The organism is Herbaspirillum sp. meg3, assembly GCF_002257565.1.
Lineage (GTDB): Bacteria > Pseudomonadota > Gammaproteobacteria > Burkholderiales > Burkholderiaceae_D > Herbaspirillum.
Genome location: NZ_CP022736.1, coordinates 427,029 through 443,901, shown reverse-complemented (window position 1 = coordinate 443,901; position 16,873 = coordinate 427,029). Strand labels below are relative to the sequence as shown.

Sequence of the window (16,873 nt, the reverse complement as noted above, 5' to 3'; positions counted from 1 at the left end):
CTTATTTACTGCACCTGCTTACTACACCTGCTTACTACACTTGCTTGCTGCACTTACCTACGACACCACGAGAAACACCGCTTAACACTTAGTTCAGATACACCGGCACAAAGATCTTGTCGTCGCCGCGTTCCACCAGCAAGGCGACGCTCTTGCCGGCCTTGCTCACCAGACTGCGCAACTGCTCGACGCTGGTCACCGCATTGCCGTTAAGCGACAGAATCACGTCGCCGCTCTGGATACCGGCAATCGCCGCCGGACCGTTGACGTCTTCCACTACCAGCCCGCCATGCACGCCGATCTGCTGTTGCTCGTCCTTGTCCAGCGGACGCACTGCCAGACCCAGACGGCCTTGCTGCTCGGCGCCATTTTTTCCACCGGCATCCTTCGCCACCTTCATCTCGCCCACGACGACATTCAGCGATTTAATCGAACCGTTACGCATGACATCCATCTTTTGGGTCGTGCCTGGCGCCGTATCAGCGACGAGCGTCGGCAAGTCGACCGAATGATCGATAGGTTGATTATTGAAGCGCAGAATCACGTCACCCGGTTGTACGCCCGCTTTCTCGGCGGGACTGCCCTTCTCAACCGAACTCACCAATGCGCCTTCGGATTTCTTCAGCCCGAAAGACTCTGCCAGCGCCTGATTCACTTCCTGCACCGACACGCCGAGACGGCCGCGCGTCACCTTGCCGTGCTGAACCAGTTGTTGCTCCACCTTCATCGCCACATCGATAGGGATCGAGAACGACAAGCCTTGATAGCCGCCGGTCTGACTATAGATTTGCGAGTTGATACCAACCACCTGCCCCTTCAGATTGAACAGCGGCCCACCCGAGTTGCCAGGATTGACCGCGACGTCAGTCTGGATGAACGGCACGTAGTTGTCGTCCGGCAGGCTGCGCGATTTAGCGCTGACGATACCCGCCGTTGCAGTATTGTCGAAGCCATAAGGCGAACCGATCGCCAGCACCGGCTCGCCGACTTTCATCAATGCGGGATTGCCGATCTGCACTGTCGGTAAATCCTTGGCCGCAATGCGGATCACGGCGATGTCGCTCTGCTTGTCCACGCCCAATACCTTGGCCTTGAACTCGCGACGGTCAGTCAACTTGACCGTTACTTCCTGCGCACCATCGACCACGTGAGCATTGGTCAAGATCAGGCCATCCGAATTGATGATGAAGCCGGAACCCAAGCCGCGCATGATTTGCGGGCCGCGTGGCTGCTGGAATTGCGGTCCGAAACGCTTGAAGAATTCAGAGAATGGATCATTGGGATCAACGTCAGCAGACGCCTGATCCGCACTGGGCTTCGCCTTGCCGGTGACGCTGATGTTCACCACGGCCGGGCCGGCACGCTCAACAATGGCAGAGAAGTCAGTCGGCGTCGCCAGTGAGGACGTTGCCGCAGCCAACGGCGCAGCGGCTTGCACCGGCATATTGGCAGCTTGTGCGCCAGGAATATCGGCGCCGCGGAAGTACACGTAACTGCCGCCGACGATAGCGGCCAGCATGATGGCAAGCGTATTGCGAACAAAGACGGTACGACGATTCATGGAAGCACTCCTTGCAGAATGGGTGACCTTTCACCCGATGGAATGCAGCGTAAATCGCGAAAATTAAGACAGACTTAAGGAAACAAACTGTTACAAGAGAGCTCAGCAGCGTTGCAAAGCCACTTGCACCTGCAATCCCTTGCCCGTATTGTGCAGCGACACGGTCGCATCATGTAAATCAGCAATCTGCCTGACGATGGCGAGTCCGAGGCCGCTGCCGAGAACAGTCGACTGCACATTGTCGGCGCGATAAAAACGATCGAAGACACGCGCCAGATCCTTCTCCGGAATTCCCGGCCCGCTGTCCTGAATGGTGACCATCAACTTGTCGCCCTGCACCTGCATGCCGACATCGACAGTACCGCCGGACGGGCTGTATTGCACGGCGTTCGACAGCAGATTGCTGAACAAAATGCGCAACGCGTCGGCATTGCCGGAAACGCTTCCGGCGGCTTCTTCTGTAATGCCAAGATCGACGTTCTTGTGTTCCGCCAATGGCGACAAATCCAACACCACGCTGCGCAGCAACGCCGCCAGATCAACCGGTGCATGCGCCTGCACACCCGGCTCCTGGCGCGCCAAGGTCAGCAATTGATGTACCAGATGCGTGGCACGCTCCAGACCGTTTTTCAGATCGGCGAAAGCGGCGCGACGCTCTTCGTCGTTGTCGGCGCGTTCAGCAAGTTGTGCCTGCAAACGCAGGGCCGTCAATGGCGTGCGCAACTCATGCGCAGCGTCGGCAACGAAAGCACGCTGCGCCTGCATGGCCTGCTGCAGACGATCAAGCAAATCGTTGAATGCCTGCGTGAGAGGACGGATTTCCTGCGGCAGGCTTTGGTCGGCAATCGGCGTCAGCGTATTCATATCGCGCAGCTGGACATCGGCCGCCGCGCGCCGCACCGGCGCCAGGCCATGTCCGACCGCCACCCAGATCAGCGCACCAAGAAAAGGAAACAGCAACAGCAAAGGCATCACCGTCTTCACCGCCATCTGCGCCGCAACTTCCTTGCGTGCGCTTTGCGGTTGCGACACCTGCACCACAGTGCTGCCGATCTGCGCACTGTAGACGCGCCACATGCCGCCCGGCCCCGGCACATCGATAAAGCCGAGCTCCGCCTGTTGCGGCATGACGCTGCGCGAGTGCGAGTGATAGATGACAGTACCGGTGCTATCCCAAATCTGCATCATGATTTCATCGTCCAGCCCGGGCAAATTCTGTCCAGGGGCAATCGGCGCGAAAGCCTGACGCGGCAACGAGGCGGCAATCTGGCGCATCTGGTAATCGAAGATGTCGTTGGCCTCATCGCGCGCCTGGAAGTAGAGCGCGATGCCGGCCAGCAGAATGCCGCCACTCAAACCCAGCGCCAGCCACAGCAAAAGTTGTCGTCGTATCGAATTCATTGAATTTATTTAGGAACCAGATAGCCAATGCCGCGCACGTTTTTGATGAAGTCGCTGCCGAGCTTTTTGCGCAAGGCGTGGATGTGCACTTCAACGGCGTTGCTGTCGATGCTGTCTTCCCAGCCGTACAGTTTTTCTTCCAGTTGCGCGCGTGACAAGACGACGCCCGGACGATCCAGAAAAGCACGCAGCAATGCGAATTCGCGGGCTGACAGATTCACCGGCTGACCGAGCAGAAACACTTCATGCGTGGATGTATTCAGCGTCACTTCGCGCACCTGAATGAGGCTGTCGGCGCGGCCCGACTGCCTGCGCAGTAAGGCACGCATGCGCGCAGAAAGTTCTTCGAGATCGTAAGGTTTGATCAGATAGTCGTCGGCGCCGGCATCCAGGCCTGCAACACGATCAGCCACGGCGTCACGCGCAGTGGTGATCAGGACGGGGATGGTGTTGCCATCGGCGCGCAAAGTCTGCAACACCGCCAGGCCGTTCTTTTGCGGCAGCCCGAGATCCAACAGAACCAGCGCATATTCTTCTTGCCCAAGTGCCAGTTCTGCAGCCTTGCCGTCTTGCACCCAGTCGATGGCAAAACCGTCTTGGCGCAAGCCTTTGCGCACCGCCTCACCTACCATCAGATCGTCTTCGACCAGCAGGATGCGCATGTTGTTTTCCTAGAGGAAACGCGCCAGCAAAAACACCACCAGCGAAATCAGGATGGTCGATGCAAACGGCAGCGAGAAGACACGCCCGAACAACTTAAAGCGCAGATCGCCTGGAAGGCGCCCGATGCCAAGTTTTTCCAGCCATGGCAGCAGGCTGGAAAAAATAATTACGGCGAGAAAAATGACGACGACCCAACGAATCATGTGAGGACTCTTTTATTGTGCTTGTTGTGTTTATAGACGATGAGTACGGTCGTGTGCGTACAGACGCTCCGGCCAGTCGATGTTTTTTCCTACCGCCAGCACCTTGAACAACTCGCCCATCTCGGCCGGAGAAATCAGTTTTTGCACAGCATTCGATTGCGGCAGATAAGCCCGGCTTTGTTCCGGCGAGGTACGCAGCAGCAGATCGCCAATACCGGCACCGAGCAGGAATGCTGCCTGGCTGGTGTAGCCGAACACATCCAGACCACCGTCGATGGCGGCCTTTGCCATCGCGGTGAAATCAACGTGCGCGGTGACGTCCTGCAAACCCGGCAAATAAAATGGATCTGGATGGGCGTGATGGCGGTAATGGCACATCAGCGTGCCTTGACCACGCTCGTGCAGATAATATTCGTGCGCCGGGAAACCGTAGTCGAACAGCATTGCGGCGCCTTTTCCGTCTTGCAACATTGCGCCCAGCGATTGCATGAACCCGACCGCAACCGGATGCACCTCCGTCAGATAACCCACTGGCAATACTTCGGCATCCGGAATCTGTGTCACCAGTGCCTCGTCGCAAGGACGGTCCGCGTAGGTAAAGGAGCCGGAAGTATCCTGCGTGACGCCGCGCTCCAGCCAGTGATGTTCGCCGCGAATCACCAGTTGCACCGGCATCGCGTCCAGTACTTCGTTGCCGATCACCACGCCCGAAAACACTGCCGGCAAACTGTCGAGCCAGCGAACCTGCGGGAAATCGCGCAGCGTTTCCTGTTGCCGTGCCCGCAACTGCGTCGAGATCTCGACGATGAAATAATGTGTCGGCAAACGACCGGCGTTACGCAGCTCGGTCAGTATGTCCAGGGCAAGTTTGCCGGTACCCGCGCCGAACTCCATGATGGCGGCATCGGTCTGATCGAACAATTCTGTCGCCAAATGCGCCAAAGTTGCGCCGAAAAGCGGCGAAATTTCCGGCGCGGTTGTAAAATCTCCCTCTTTGCCCAATTTTGTCGCGCCACCGCTGTAATAACCCAGCCCAGGCGCATACAACACCAGCTCCATGTAGCGAGCAAACGAAATCCAGCCATCGCTGCGCCGGATTTCGTCGGCGATCAGATGCTGGAGAGAACGGGAAGCGGCAAGCGCGTCGGCAGAGGGTTCAGGTAATTGCAGTTGCATGGGCCGTATTGTATTTGAAATACGCAGCGGCCTTGCTCACTTGCCGGTGAATTGCCGGCGAGTTGCCGGCGCTGTCATTTGCCTGCCATCGGTCTGTGCGGCCACCTTCGCTTTAATTTACTAAACAATTTGCCAACGGATTGGCCTGCCGGGTTGCCCCGCAACCTTCTGTTGAGGATGAGATGAATGCCATGACTCCCTCACGCCAACAAGTAGCACTCGTCACCGGAGCCGCCAAGCGCATCGGCCGCGTGATCGCGCTCGCGCTGGCGCGCGATGGCTGGGATATCGCCGTGCATTACGGCCAGTCGCGCGATGAAGCGCTGGCAGTCGTCGATGAGATCACCGCCCTGGGCCGCCGTGCCGTCGCACTGCAATGCGAACTGGCGGATGAAGCCGGCGTACGCTCGCTGATCGCTCAGGCTGCACAACTGGGCCCGGTGGCCTGCGTGGTGAACAACGCGTCGCTGTTCCGCAATGACCAGGCCGACAGCTTCACGATGGCGTCGCTGGATCTGCACATGCGCGCCAACGTCGCCGCGCCGGTATTGCTGGCACAGGCCTTGTATGAGGCAACACCTGCCGACCGGCAAGCCGTCGTGGTCAACCTGCTGGACCAGAAGCTGTACAATCCCAATCCCGACTTCCTGTCGTACACCTTGTCCAAGGCGGCGCTCCAGAGCGCGACCACGTTGCTGGCGCAAGCGCTTGCGCCGCGTGTTCGCGTGGTTGGCGTAGCGCCCGGTATCACCATGGTGTCGGGCGACCAAAGTGCGGCGGAGTTCGAGAAGGCCCATCGCGTCACGCCGCTGGGTAAAAGCAGTACGCCGGAAGATGTCGCCGCGACGGTCTGTTTTGTTGCTGCATCGCCGGCTATTACCGGCACAACGATTCTGGTGGATGGCGGGCAACATCTGATCCCGCTGCAACGCGACGTCATGTTCCTGGCGAAATAGCCCGACCCGCTAAGCCACCTTCTTATTTTTGATGAACCGGCAAACCGGTTCCTATTTTTCTTTTCGGAAACTATGTTCTCTCTCTATCATCCAGCTCTAAACGATTGCCGCCGCCTATTCCTGCGCAACTATGAAGTGCTGATCAACATCGGCGTGCACGAGTTCGAAAAGAAGGGCGAACAACGCATCCTGGTGAATGTCGACCTCTTCATTCCGTTGGCAATGTCGACCCCTGAGCATGACCAGTTGAACGAAGTCGTTGATTACGACTTCATCCGCAGCACGATCGCCAAACGCATGGCCCAAGGCCATATTCATTTGCAGGAAACCCTGTGCGACGACGTCATCAAGTCGATGTTGGCGCATCCGAAGGTGCGTGCCGTACGAGTTTCCACGGAGAAACCCGATGTCTATCCGGACTGCGACTCGGTCGGTGTAGAAGTTTTCCGCATTAAAGAAGCAATCTAATTACCTTATTTGCAGGCCCCAAGATGAACGATCTGCTCGAACACGCAAAACTCACTGAAGACACTTCGGCCGCCCCCGACGCACCACAGGCGGTTGCGTTGACGTCGGTCAAACAGGCAGAGAAAATCGCCTACGAAAACAACAAGCTGCACAAACGCCTGTGCCGTTTGACCGGACAAGCCATCGGTGATTACAACATGATCGAAGATGGCGACAAAGTCATGGTTTGCCTCTCCGGCGGCAAAGACAGCTACGCCCTGCTCGACATCTTGCTGACCCTGCGCGAGCGTGCGCCGATCCATTTCGACATCATTGCCGTCAACCTGGATCAGAAGCAGCCGAATTTCCCTGCCGATGTATTGCCTGCCTATCTGGAAAAACTGGGCGTGGCCTATCACATCGAAAATCAGGATACCTACAGCATCGTCAAACGCGTAGTGCCGGAAGGCAAGACAACCTGTGCGCTATGTTCGCGTCTGCGCCGCGGCATTCTCTACCGCGTTGCAACAGAACTGGGTGCGACAAAAATTGCCCTAGGGCATCATCGCGACGACATTCTGGAAACCTTTTTCCTGAACATGTTCTTCGGCGGCAAACTCAAAGGCATGCCACCCAAGTTGCAGTCCGACGACGGCAAACAGATCGTCATCCGTCCTCTGGCGTACGTGAAAGAAGCCGACCTCACACGCTATGCTGAGGTAAAGGAATTTCCGATCATTCCTTGTGACCTGTGCGGCAGCCAGGAAAACCTGCAACGCAAGCAGATCAAGGGCTTGATGCGTGAATGGGAAAAGAAATATCCAGGCCGCGTCGATAATATTTTTGCTTCGCTGTCGACCGTGGCGCCATCGCATCTGATGGACAGGAATCTGTTTGATTTTGCCAATTTGAAAGCAACCGGCGTCGCCGATGCGGATGGCGATATTGCGTTCGACGAAGACCCTTGTGCTACGAGCAACCCTACTGCGCAGAATGTTATCTCGCTCCACCCGGCGGATTGACGCTGAGTGCGAGAGCGGCTCGCAAATCCACGCGGGCTCAGCCTGCGTGCTTTTTTTCCTGCGGTACATGTAAATAAAATTTACAAAGCCGATAGTCGTACGGATTAGATGCCAAATACCCTCCTGATCATCGCTTGAAGCGACTGAGCATCATGATTTAATTTGCTCGTCGGATACGTAATTCACGTAATTTTTCTGAAATACGCGTTCGAACGACGATATCAATCAAATCAAGACAGTCGCGACAGCCGCAGGGGGCTGAGGGTACAACCTCAGAAAAGGAAGCATGATGATCAGATCTTCCTCCGCCGTGATGGATAGCATCCACACCTCTGCACATGCCCGACACTGCTTATTTCGTGCATGAGGAAGTTTGATGGCAGCACAATTCTGGCGCGACAAGCGCGTCTTCATTACCGGTCATACCGGCTTCAAGGGTAGCTGGCTGACACTATGGCTGCACCGTTGGGGCGCCAAGGTCTATGGCTATTCCTTACCGGCCCCGACCAATCCGAGCCTGTTCCATCTGGCTCGCATCCAGAATTGCGTGCAAACCACGACCGGTGACGTGCGCGACCTGAAACACCTGAGCGAAACGATGGCGGCAGTCCAGCCGGATATCGTTTTTCACCTGGCGGCGCAACCGCTGGTGCGCGATTCCTACAATTCGCCGATCGACACCTTCGCCATCAACGTCATGGGCACCGCGCATGTGCTCGAAGCCGTGCGCCAGACACCGAGCGTACGCTCAGTCGTCGTGGTGACCAGTGACAAATGCTACGAAAACCGTGAATGGCTGTGGGGCTATCGTGAAGATGACCCGATGGGTGGTCATGACCCTTACAGCAGCAGCAAAGGCGCCGCAGAACTGGTGACGTCGGCGTATCGCCGTTCCTATTTTCAGCACGGCAAAGACTCGCAAGCGGCCATCGCCAGCGTACGTGCGGGTAACGTGATCGGCGGTGGTGATTTTGCCGCCGACCGTCTGATCCCCGACTTTATCCGCGCACTGGAAAAAGAAGAAGCCGTCAGCATCCGCAATCCGCATGCGATCCGACCATGGCAATTCGTCTTGGAACCGCTGTCGGGCTACCTGTGCGTGGCCCAGCGCCTGTTCGAATCCGGACAGCAGTTCGCCGAAGGCTGGAACTTCGGCCCTGCCGATACCGACTTGCAGACGGTCAGCCAGTTGTGCGCGACGTTCAATCATTCGTTGCAAAAGAATGAGGTCTCGCCAGTCGAGGTGCGACTCGAAAGCCAGGCCAATGCGCCCCACGAAGCAGCGTTCCTGCGTCTGGATATTTCCAAGGCGCGCCAGCGTCTGGACTGGATTCCAAAAATGGAGCTGTACACCGCCCTGGAACTGACGGCGCAGTGGTATAGCGGCTATATCAACAACGAAGACATGCGTTCCCTGAGCGAAAGCCAGATTGAGTTCTACCAGAATCTGACATAATTCCGGGCTATATCAATCAGGTCGGAATCAAGATGAATATTCTCGTCACAGGCGGTGCAGGTTATATTGGCTCACATACTTGCGTGGAGTTACTCAACGCCGGGCACCAGGTCGTGGTTTTCGACAATTTTTGCAACAGCTTTCCGGAATCCTCCCGGCGCGTCGAAAAAATTACGGGAAAATCCCTGACGCTAATAGACGGCGACATCCGCGATCGCGCAGCGCTTGAGCAAGCGCTGCGTCAACATCAATGCGAAGCTGTTATCCATTTTGCAGGATTGAAGGCTGTTGGTGAGTCGGTTGAAAAACCACTGGAGTACTACGACAACAACGTCGTCGGCACCGTGCGTTTGCTGGAGGCGATGCAAGCCACCGGCGTAAAAACGCTCGTGTTCAGCTCATCGGCGACCGTCTACGGCGACCCGCAATACCTGCCGCTGACAGAATCTCATCCGCTCTCGGCCAGCAATCCCTATGGTCGCAGCAAGATCATGATTGAAGACATGCTGCGCGATTTCCATCTCGCTCACCCTGACTGGCGCATTGCGCTGCTGCGTTACTTCAATCCAGTGGGTGCGCATGAAAGCGGTCTCATCGGCGAAGATCCCCAAGGCATGCCCAACAATCTGATGCCGTTCGTCGCGCAGGTCGCCATCGGCAAGCGCGACAAACTTAATATCTGGGGTGGTGACTACGATACGCCGGACGGCACTGGCGTGCGTGACTTTATCCACGTGGTCGATCTGGCGACAGGCCATCTCAACGCGCTGGAATATCTTAAAGAACCGCAGTGCTTTGCTGTCAATCTTGGTACCGGCAAAGGCTACAGCGTGCTCGATGTCGTGAAGGCCTTTGAAAAGGCCTGCGGCAAAGCCCTGCCTTTCGCGATCGCGGCTCGCCGCCCTGGAGATATCGCCTCTTGCTACGCAGATGTCACGCTGGCGAAGACGGCACTGCGCTGGGAAGCCACGCGCTCCCTGGATACCATGTGCGAGGACAGCTGGCGCTGGCAGAGCGGCAACCCCAACGGTTTTCGCATCTGACGCAAACTGAAACAGACGAAACAACAGACGGAACAAGCAATGATATTTGTCACAGGCGGCGCCGGTTTCATCGGCAGCAATTTCATTCTGGACTTCCTGGCGAGCCAGGATGAGCACGTCCTCAATATCGACAAGCTGACTTACGCCGGCAACCCGTACAATCTGACCAGCCTCGACGGCGACGAACGCTACCACTTCGTACAGGCCGATATTGCCGATCGCGAAAAAATCGCGCAGCTGTTTGAACAACACCAACCGCGCGCGATCATCCACTTCGCCGCCGAAAGTCACGTTGATCGCTCCATTCACAGTCCCGGCGAATTCATTCACACGAACGTCAACGGCACCTTCAGTCTGCTGGAGGCTGCGCGTGCTTATTGGTCGGGTCTGGAGCCAAAAAGAAAAACGGCATTCCGCTTCCTGCACGTGTCGACCGATGAAGTCTATGGCACCCTTGGGCCAAACGATCCTCCCTTCAGTGAAACTACGCCTTACGCACCGAACAGCCCTTATTCCGCTTCCAAGGCTGCGTCGGACCATCTGGTGCGCGCTTATCATCACACCTACGGTCTGCCGACGCTGACCACCAATTGCTCCAACAATTACGGCCCGTATCACTTCCCTGAGAAGTTGATCCCATTGGTCATCCTCAACGCACTTGACGGCAAGTCACTGCCCATCTATGGCGATGGTCAGCAAATCCGTGACTGGCTATTCGTCAGCGATCATTGCGCTGCGATACGCCAGGTACTGGCACGCGGCAGGGTCGGCGAAACGTATAACATCGGCGGCTGGAACGAAAAAACCAACCTCGACGTGGTGTACACGCTGTGCGACATTCTCGATCAGCAAAAACCAAAAGCAACCGGTAGCTATCGCGACCAGATCACCTTCGTGCAAGATCGTCCGGGGCATGATCGCCGCTATGCCATTGATGCCCGCAAGCTGGAGCGTGAACTCGGATGGAAACCCGCGGAGACCTTTGAAACCGGTATCGCCCAAACTGTACGCTGGTATCTCGATCACCCGCATTGGGTCGCCAACATCCGTACCGGCGGTTATCTGAAATGGCTGGAGCTGCACTACGGCACCACGGAGGAAGAATGAGCATCGATAATCGGATGACGCCGGAGCGCAAAGGCATCATCCTGGCTGGCGGATCCGGCACACGCCTGTATCCTGCAACGACGGTCATGTCGAAGCAACTCATGCCGATCTATGACAAGCCGATGGTGTATTACCCGCTGACCAGTCTGATGCTGGCAGGTATTCGCGACATCCTGATCATCTCAACACCACAGGACACGCCGCGATTTACCGAATTGCTCGGTGACGGATCCCAGTGGGGACTCAACCTCAGCTACGCAGTACAACCATCACCGGACGGGCTGGCGCAAGCGTTCATCATTGGTCGCAACTTTATCGACAATGCGCCTTCAGCGCTGATTCTAGGCGATAACATTTTTTACGGCCGTGATTTTGAAAATCAGTTGCGGGCGGCGGCTGCAGCCCCCGATGGAGCAACAGTGTTCGCCTATCACGTCAACGATCCGGAACGCTATGGAGTAGTCGAGTTTGACCATCAACGGAGAGCTGTCGGCATTGTCGAAAAGCCTGCTCAGCCAAAGTCGAACTATGCGGTAACCGGCCTGTATTTCTACGACAACCAGGTTTGCGATATTGCTGACAGCATTCAGCCTTCCGCACGCGGCGAACTGGAAATCACCGACGTCAATCGCTCCTATCTGGAACGCAACCAGCTTCAAGTCGAATTAATGGGCCGTGGAATCGCCTGGCTGGACACTGGTACCCACGATTCGCTTCTGGAAGCAAGCCAGTTCATCGCCACCATCGAAAAACGCCAGGGCCTGAAAGTCGCCTGCCCGGAAGAAATAGCGTATCGCCGTGGCTATATCGACGCCGCGCAATTGGAAAAACTGGCGGCGCCATTGAAAAAGAACGCCTACGGCCAATACTTGTTGCGTTTGCTCACCGACATGAATTACTAAGACACGACATGAACATTATTGCCACGAATCTTCCCGAAGTAATGGTTGTCGAGCCAACTGTATTCGGCGATGCGCGCGGTTTTTTCTTCGAGAGTTTCAATGCTCGCCACTTTGCCGAATTGACCGGCATTACCGCCAACTTCGTCCAAGATAATCATTCACGCTCAGCGCGCAATGTGCTGCGCGGTTTGCATTATCAAATTCAACATCCGCAAGGTAAATTGGTGCGTGTAACTACAGGCGAAGTGCTCGACGTTGCCGTCGATGTCCGCAGGAGCTCGCCGACATTCGGACAATGGACCAGTACTATTCTTTCAGCCGACAACAAGCACCAGATGTGGATCCCTGCCGGTTTCGCACATGGCTTCCTGGTGTTAAGCGACTATGCAGAGTTTCTATACAAGACTACTGATTACTGGGCACCGGAGCATGAGCGTTGCATTTTATGGAATGATCCTGCAATTGGCATCGACTGGAGGATTTCCGAGGTGCCGCAGATGTCTGCAAAAGACCGAGAAGGCAAGCTCCTGAGCCAGTCGGAGGTATTCGATTGAAAATACTGCTCACCGGACAGACAGGTCAGCTTGGCCATATTCTTGCAGGGGATCTGCAGTCTCTCGGTCAAGTCATTTGCCTATCACGTGCAGAAATGGATCTGAGGCAACCAGATCAGATACGCAGTGTTGTACGCGCGATTCGTCCTGATCTGATTATTAATCCAGCTGCATATACTGCAGTCGATCAAGCCGAAATTGACGTCTCAGTGGCGACTCAAATCAATACTGACGCGCCGAGGATATTGGCACAGGAAGCTCAAGCTTTGGACGCCGGATTCGTTCACTTTTCGACCGACTACATCTTCGATGGCCTGAAGATGTCTCCCTACATTGAACTTGATCAAGCCTGTCCCTTGAATATCTATGGGAAGACCAAGTTTCAAGGGGAGCAGGCTATCGCGAGTCATTCCGACGCGTACTGGATTTTTCGAATCGGTTGGGTGTACGGTGCGCATGGCAACAACTTCCTGAAAACGATAGTTCGACTCGCGCAAGAACGTCAGAGCCTGAATGTTGTTGCTGACCAAATCGGTGCGCCAACTTGGACTAAAACCATTAGTCAGGCATTGCGGCAGTGTTTACAACAACGTCCAGAAAATATGTCGTTCGCTACCTATATGCGAACAAACACCGGCAGCTATCACCTGACTGCCAATGGAGAAGTGTCATGGCACGGCTACGCGCAGCATATCGTAAGCCAGTTGGCGCTTCTCGGCTTCCCGATCAAACTGGCCCCCGACGCAATTTCCGCGATCGCTACTGCCGACTATCCCGCGGCAGCCAGACGACCTTCGAATTCCAGGCTGGACACCCACAAGATACGACAAACATTCAACATCACTTTGCCACTATGGCACGACACTGTCGATCAATGCCTTGCAGAATTACCGAAGTTCAAGCAAGCAGAAAATTACAAATTCTAACCATCCATTGAATATGCAAAATGATTTTTTACTCATCAGGTCCTATGGCAGCGGAAATGCGCTTGCCCGCGTCCAATCAGATCCATTGGTCTCTGGGCTGAAGGATTTAAACCAGTCCGCAGAAAAATTAATCTACGCACCGGGTGCGGCCATCACTATTGAGCAACCGAAATATTTGCTTGTTAGTTACGACGACACCGACGCGCTGTTAAACGCACAGGAAATAAAACGGCAAATGGGCTGCAAGATCATTTGCCTTGGCTCAGATATCTACAATCTGGATCGATATGTCGCCATCGCCGAAATTGCCGACCTGTTCGTGATGCCGACTTTACTGCACAAGGAAATATTGCAATCCGCAGTCTGGGTTGATGTGATTGTCGTACCAGAGTCCGTTGACTCTATCGCATTGCCTCAAGGAACAAGTGAATTACCAGTGCAAAGAACAAACCAGATATGCTGGTTTGGATATCCGGAGTCATTCGACAAGGCATTCAAGTACATTTTCAATAAGGCAGTGGATCGCAGCAGAATACCCAGGAGCCAATTCGGTTTTATCACCTCATCCAATGTTACGGAAGGCATTCCACACATTCCATTTCACGAAAACACTTTTTATGAAGTGACCCGGAACTATAGCCATACATTGTTGAGCCACTTTGTGTTTGACGGGCATATCAATTCATATGCCAAATCTCCCAACAAATTGATTACCAGTTTGGTACGAGGCATGGTTCCTCTGGTGTCCAAAACCAAACATTATGAGGAGATCATGCGCCACTACAATCTGGAATCTCTTATGTTTGCCAATGGTCACGATCTGGTAGAGTTATTGCGTAACGTGGATGCTGAAAGAGACCATAACACGTTCGATATTGCAGCCATCTCGAATGATCTTCAAATGACATATAGCCCTCAGAATAATGCGCATATTTTTCTTAATGCCATTGGCTAAGATTTTTAGTGGCGCAGCCCTCGCGCAATAGCTGACTTACTGATTGGGAAGACGACCCAGTAACTCAGTCTCGTCGAGTGCGGAGAGAGAGGCAAAGTTGCCGCCCTCGCGCAGAAATCATTGTCATTCTCAAAGATGTCTTTAAATCAATCAAATGAAGTCAAAAAAACAGGATCCTCCGAGCTTGTCTATCTTGATTTCATTGATACACTTTTTTGACGCAAGGAATCCATGCCGTCAACAGGAATGGCTTTTGCTGATCCGCCAGATTCTTCATCAAAACAATTTTGAATATTGAGAAGGGTAACTTTAACAATGGTCCCCGTTCGTGTTATCAGTTTAGATGACGCACTTGCTCGAAGAGCGAGTTTTCTGGAAAAAAATAGTCATCTTGATTACGAGTTTATCAATGCCGTCAGAGGAACCTCAATAGCGGCGGAGGTATTGAACGATCCGAGTCTCTTTGCAAGCAATCTGAACTATACCAAGGGAGCTTATGGATGCGCACTTTCCCATTTGGCGATCTGGTTTGATGCGATAGATAACAATGAAATCATGACGGTCGCGGAAGATGATGCAATATTCCGACACGATTTTCAGTCAATGCAGCAACAGCTGTTGAGTAATCTTCCGGATGATTGGGACATTGTAATGTGGGGCTGGAATTTTGATTCAATCCTGTCTTTGAATTCCATGCCCGAGGTATCTCCTGCCGTCATCTTTTTTGATCAAAATCAACTAAGAAATAGGACATACGAATTTCAGATAGCAACTCAGCGACCGAACCTGTTGCCCCTTGATAAATGTTTTGGCACTCCGGCTTATAGCATCAGCCCCAAAGGGGCAGAGAAATTCATCAAAGGATGTTTTCCGTTACAACATTTTCTTTTGTATTTCCCCGGGCTGAATAGAGAGCTTCCGAATAACGGCATCGATATAGCGATGAATAGATTTTATTCTTCAACAAATTCATTCGCGTGCTTTCCACCTCTGGTGATTACAAAAAACGAACACGATACGTCCAGCGTACAGACCAATAAATAATATTTTTTGAGTTTGCCGTATTTTTCGCAGATTAAAAAATATGACAATTCGCGCATGGAGCCTCGGTTGCGACGGCGAGACGTTACTGCTTGCCGACGACGTGTTCCGGAAGAAACCTAAGCCAATTTTCAGCTTTATATCCCAAAAGAAGAATAAATAGCAGATTCAATCTGTTATTGCCGCTTTACCATATCTTTCCCCGAATTAAGATACTGCTTATATGCGTCGAAAAAGTGGGGCGTTTTTCAGGACATGCGGGATGCGCCTCTCAACTCGATAAAAATTGGTAGACGTTGCGTATTTTTGCCATCAGCAACGGTAAAGGATTGACATGAAAATGCCCCCGTTGTTTTCTATCGTGGTGACAACTCATCGCAGACCCCAGATTCTGGAGCGTGCGCTGAACTCATTATTGACGCAAACATTCACCGACTTTGAAATCGTTCTCGCAACCGACGAAGGTGGAATCGAAACCAAGGAGGCCGCGGCCAGAAACTTGCGGGAAAGCGATATTTTCCTCGTACTCCCGCATACCAAAGGCCCCGCTGAAACTCGCAATGCCGGAGTTCATCACGCGACGGGACGTTATATCCTCTTCCTAGACGACGACGATAGCTACCAGAGCGACTTTTTGCAAAATATAGCCGACAGCAATGTGTTCGTCGGCAATGCCATCAATTATACAAATTACACGAAGGTTCGTGAACGCCAGCATCCAGAAGGCGTCGAGCTTCTGTCATCGACGGAAGTCAACACAGGCACAACGGAAATCGGCTCCTTATTGGTCTCCAATTTCATTCCGAACAACGCGATAGTGATGTCATCGTCCATAGCCAAGCATCACCGGTTCGATGTCAATCTGAATAGCCACGAGGATTGGGATTACCTACTCTCCCTGGTGCTGCAGTATGAATTCAACTTCCTGAACATTGCCGGCCCTGTTGTGCACAACAATGAAGGCCCGAGCCGGAACAACACATCGAGCGGCTCCCGGACTCTGGATTATCTGTCGATTTACCGAAAATGGCCGATCGACGATCCGGAAGTAAAAGCCAAACGAAAAGAGATGCTCAAGAGCTTCGGCCTGGATCTACCGCAAGAATTATTGTGAGCTTCATCCCAAGCTGAACAAGCTCATGCCGACCAAGACTTGCAGCATCTATCTCGGCCATCTCATTGCATCAGGTGATTTTTTCAGAAGAATTGCCTGTATCGCGACTACCGATTTGCAACGCCCCCACCGCCAACAACACGGCTATGAACCGATCGATACTGCATTTTCGATTGTAAGCAGATCGATGCCGCCAAAGCCATACTGAGGCAACGGCGTACCGCGTCATCCATTTCGGAAGGCGACCCTATGAAAAAGATGGTGCGAATGAGTGCCCTCTGGGATGGCGTCGTTACTTATGCGGAGCAGCCGCATCTGTTTCAGCTGGAAACCGTTACCGTTAAAG

Annotated in this window: 17 protein-coding genes; 12 read left to right on the top strand and 5 right to left on the bottom strand. The window is 53.8% G+C overall.

The annotated features are described in order from the left end of the window. Positions 1-88 precede the first annotated feature (88 nt). The 5 genes from hmeg3_RS02030 to hmeg3_RS02010 form a co-directional block, all read right to left on the bottom strand. Positions 89-1,561, bottom strand: coding sequence for a DegQ family serine endoprotease (locus tag hmeg3_RS02030; RefSeq protein ID WP_094562254.1), 1,473 nt, complete (start codon positions 1,559-1,561; stop codon positions 89-91). 102 nt (positions 1,562-1,663) lie between these two features. After that, the gene (locus tag hmeg3_RS02025; RefSeq protein WP_094562253.1) at positions 1,664-2,962 is read right to left on the bottom strand and encodes a HAMP domain-containing sensor histidine kinase; all 1,299 of its coding nucleotides are present in this window, start codon (positions 2,960-2,962) and stop codon (positions 1,664-1,666) included. A 5-nt stretch (positions 2,963-2,967) separates the two neighbouring features. Continuing rightward, positions 2,968-3,624: a response regulator gene (locus tag hmeg3_RS02020; protein ID WP_094562252.1), complete on the bottom strand. Its 657-nt coding sequence runs from the start codon at positions 3,622-3,624 to the stop codon at positions 2,968-2,970. Between the two features lie 9 nt (positions 3,625-3,633). Continuing rightward, the gene (locus tag hmeg3_RS02015) at positions 3,634-3,828 is read right to left on the bottom strand and encodes a DUF2905 domain-containing protein (RefSeq protein WP_094562251.1); all 195 of its coding nucleotides are present in this window, start codon (positions 3,826-3,828) and stop codon (positions 3,634-3,636) included. A gap of 30 nt (positions 3,829-3,858) precedes the next feature. Continuing rightward, positions 3,859-5,004 (bottom strand): class I SAM-dependent methyltransferase, encoded by a 1,146-nt coding sequence (locus tag hmeg3_RS02010; protein ID WP_094562250.1) that lies wholly within the window; start codon positions 5,002-5,004, stop codon positions 3,859-3,861. 182 nt (positions 5,005-5,186) lie between these two features. Between hmeg3_RS02010 and hmeg3_RS02005 the strand changes: the two genes are divergently transcribed. The 12 genes from hmeg3_RS02005 to hmeg3_RS01950 all read left to right on the top strand — a co-directional run bounded on the left by hmeg3_RS02005 (position 5,187) and on the right by hmeg3_RS01950 (position 16,527). Next, positions 5,187-5,960 carry an SDR family oxidoreductase gene (locus hmeg3_RS02005; RefSeq protein WP_094562249.1) on the top strand — a complete coding sequence of 258 codons (774 nt, stop codon included), beginning with the start codon at positions 5,187-5,189 and terminating at the stop codon, positions 5,958-5,960. 72 nt (positions 5,961-6,032) lie between these two features. Continuing rightward, positions 6,033-6,428: a dihydroneopterin aldolase gene (locus hmeg3_RS02000; protein ID WP_094562248.1), complete on the top strand. Its 396-nt coding sequence runs from the start codon at positions 6,033-6,035 to the stop codon at positions 6,426-6,428. A 23-nt stretch (positions 6,429-6,451) separates the two neighbouring features. After that, positions 6,452-7,429 (top strand): tRNA 2-thiocytidine(32) synthetase TtcA, encoded by a 978-nt coding sequence (ttcA, locus tag hmeg3_RS01995; RefSeq protein ID WP_094562247.1) that lies wholly within the window; start codon positions 6,452-6,454, stop codon positions 7,427-7,429. A gap of 376 nt (positions 7,430-7,805) precedes the next feature. Further along, a complete protein-coding gene (gene rfbG / locus hmeg3_RS01990) occupies positions 7,806-8,885 on the top strand; it encodes a CDP-glucose 4,6-dehydratase (RefSeq protein WP_094562246.1) in 1,080 nt (359 codons plus the stop codon). Positions 8,886-8,917: 32 nt separating this feature from the next. After that, positions 8,918-9,928 (top strand): UDP-glucose 4-epimerase GalE, encoded by a 1,011-nt coding sequence (galE, locus tag hmeg3_RS01985; RefSeq protein WP_094562245.1) that lies wholly within the window; start codon positions 8,918-8,920, stop codon positions 9,926-9,928. A 39-nt stretch (positions 9,929-9,967) separates the two neighbouring features. Further along, entirely contained in the window at positions 9,968-11,035 is a 1,068-nt protein-coding gene (rfbB, locus tag hmeg3_RS01980; RefSeq protein WP_094562244.1) for a dTDP-glucose 4,6-dehydratase, read from the top strand. Continuing rightward, positions 11,032-11,937: a glucose-1-phosphate thymidylyltransferase RfbA gene (rfbA, locus tag hmeg3_RS01975; RefSeq protein ID WP_094562243.1), complete on the top strand. Its 906-nt coding sequence runs from the start codon at positions 11,032-11,034 to the stop codon at positions 11,935-11,937. Before rfbB ends, rfbA begins: the two co-directional genes overlap by 4 nt. An 8-nt stretch (positions 11,938-11,945) precedes the next feature. Continuing rightward, the gene (rfbC, locus tag hmeg3_RS01970) at positions 11,946-12,491 is read left to right on the top strand and encodes a dTDP-4-dehydrorhamnose 3,5-epimerase (protein WP_094562242.1); all 546 of its coding nucleotides are present in this window, start codon (positions 11,946-11,948) and stop codon (positions 12,489-12,491) included. Further along, positions 12,488-13,417 carry a dTDP-4-dehydrorhamnose reductase gene (gene rfbD, locus hmeg3_RS01965; RefSeq protein ID WP_094562241.1) on the top strand — a complete coding sequence of 310 codons (930 nt, stop codon included), beginning with the start codon at positions 12,488-12,490 and terminating at the stop codon, positions 13,415-13,417. The genes rfbC and rfbD overlap by 4 nt, the downstream gene beginning before the upstream one ends. Positions 13,418-13,430: 13 nt before the next feature. Further along, complete coding sequence (locus hmeg3_RS01960; RefSeq protein ID WP_094562240.1) at positions 13,431-14,372, top strand: hypothetical protein; 942 nt, start codon at positions 13,431-13,433, stop codon at positions 14,370-14,372. 315 nt (positions 14,373-14,687) lie between these two features. Then, complete coding sequence (locus hmeg3_RS01955; protein ID WP_094562239.1) at positions 14,688-15,416, top strand: glycosyltransferase family 25 protein; 729 nt, start codon at positions 14,688-14,690, stop codon at positions 15,414-15,416. A 331-nt stretch (positions 15,417-15,747) separates the two neighbouring features. Continuing rightward, positions 15,748-16,527: a glycosyltransferase family 2 protein gene (locus hmeg3_RS01950; RefSeq protein ID WP_198361770.1), complete on the top strand. Its 780-nt coding sequence runs from the start codon at positions 15,748-15,750 to the stop codon at positions 16,525-16,527. Positions 16,528-16,873: the final 346 nt, after the last annotated feature.

Excerpts from the sequence above, each read along its gene's own strand:
- galE (WP_094562245.1), top strand. The coding sequence starts at position 8,918 with ATGAATATTCTCGTCACAGGCGGTGCAGGTTATATTGGCTCACATACT.
- rfbA (WP_094562243.1), top strand. The coding sequence starts at position 11,032 with ATGAGCATCGATAATCGGATGACGCCGGAGCGCAAAGGCATCATCCTG.
- hmeg3_RS01960 (WP_094562240.1), top strand. The coding sequence starts at position 13,431 with ATGCAAAATGATTTTTTACTCATCAGGTCCTATGGCAGCGGAAATGCG.
- hmeg3_RS02015 (WP_094562251.1), bottom strand. The coding sequence starts at position 3,828 with ATGATTCGTTGGGTCGTCGTCATTTTTCTCGCCGTAATTATTTTTTCC.
- hmeg3_RS02020 (WP_094562252.1), bottom strand. The coding sequence starts at position 3,624 with ATGCGCATCCTGCTGGTCGAAGACGATCTGATGGTAGGTGAGGCGGTG.
- hmeg3_RS01955 (WP_094562239.1), top strand. The coding sequence starts at position 14,688 with ATGGTCCCCGTTCGTGTTATCAGTTTAGATGACGCACTTGCTCGAAGA.
- hmeg3_RS01950 (WP_198361770.1), top strand. The coding sequence starts at position 15,748 with ATGAAAATGCCCCCGTTGTTTTCTATCGTGGTGACAACTCATCGCAGA.
- hmeg3_RS02030 (WP_094562254.1), bottom strand. The coding sequence starts at position 1,561 with ATGAATCGTCGTACCGTCTTTGTTCGCAATACGCTTGCCATCATGCTG.
- rfbC (WP_094562242.1), top strand. The coding sequence starts at position 11,946 with ATGAACATTATTGCCACGAATCTTCCCGAAGTAATGGTTGTCGAGCCA.
- hmeg3_RS02025 (WP_094562253.1), bottom strand. The coding sequence starts at position 2,962 with ATGAATTCGATACGACGACAACTTTTGCTGTGGCTGGCGCTGGGTTTG.
- hmeg3_RS02010 (WP_094562250.1), bottom strand. The coding sequence starts at position 5,004 with ATGCAACTGCAATTACCTGAACCCTCTGCCGACGCGCTTGCCGCTTCC.
- ttcA (WP_094562247.1), top strand. The coding sequence starts at position 6,452 with ATGAACGATCTGCTCGAACACGCAAAACTCACTGAAGACACTTCGGCC.
- hmeg3_RS02005 (WP_094562249.1), top strand. The coding sequence starts at position 5,187 with ATGAATGCCATGACTCCCTCACGCCAACAAGTAGCACTCGTCACCGGA.
- rfbG (WP_094562246.1), top strand. The coding sequence starts at position 7,806 with ATGGCAGCACAATTCTGGCGCGACAAGCGCGTCTTCATTACCGGTCAT.
- rfbB (WP_094562244.1), top strand. The coding sequence starts at position 9,968 with ATGATATTTGTCACAGGCGGCGCCGGTTTCATCGGCAGCAATTTCATT.
- hmeg3_RS02000 (WP_094562248.1), top strand. The coding sequence starts at position 6,033 with ATGTTCTCTCTCTATCATCCAGCTCTAAACGATTGCCGCCGCCTATTC.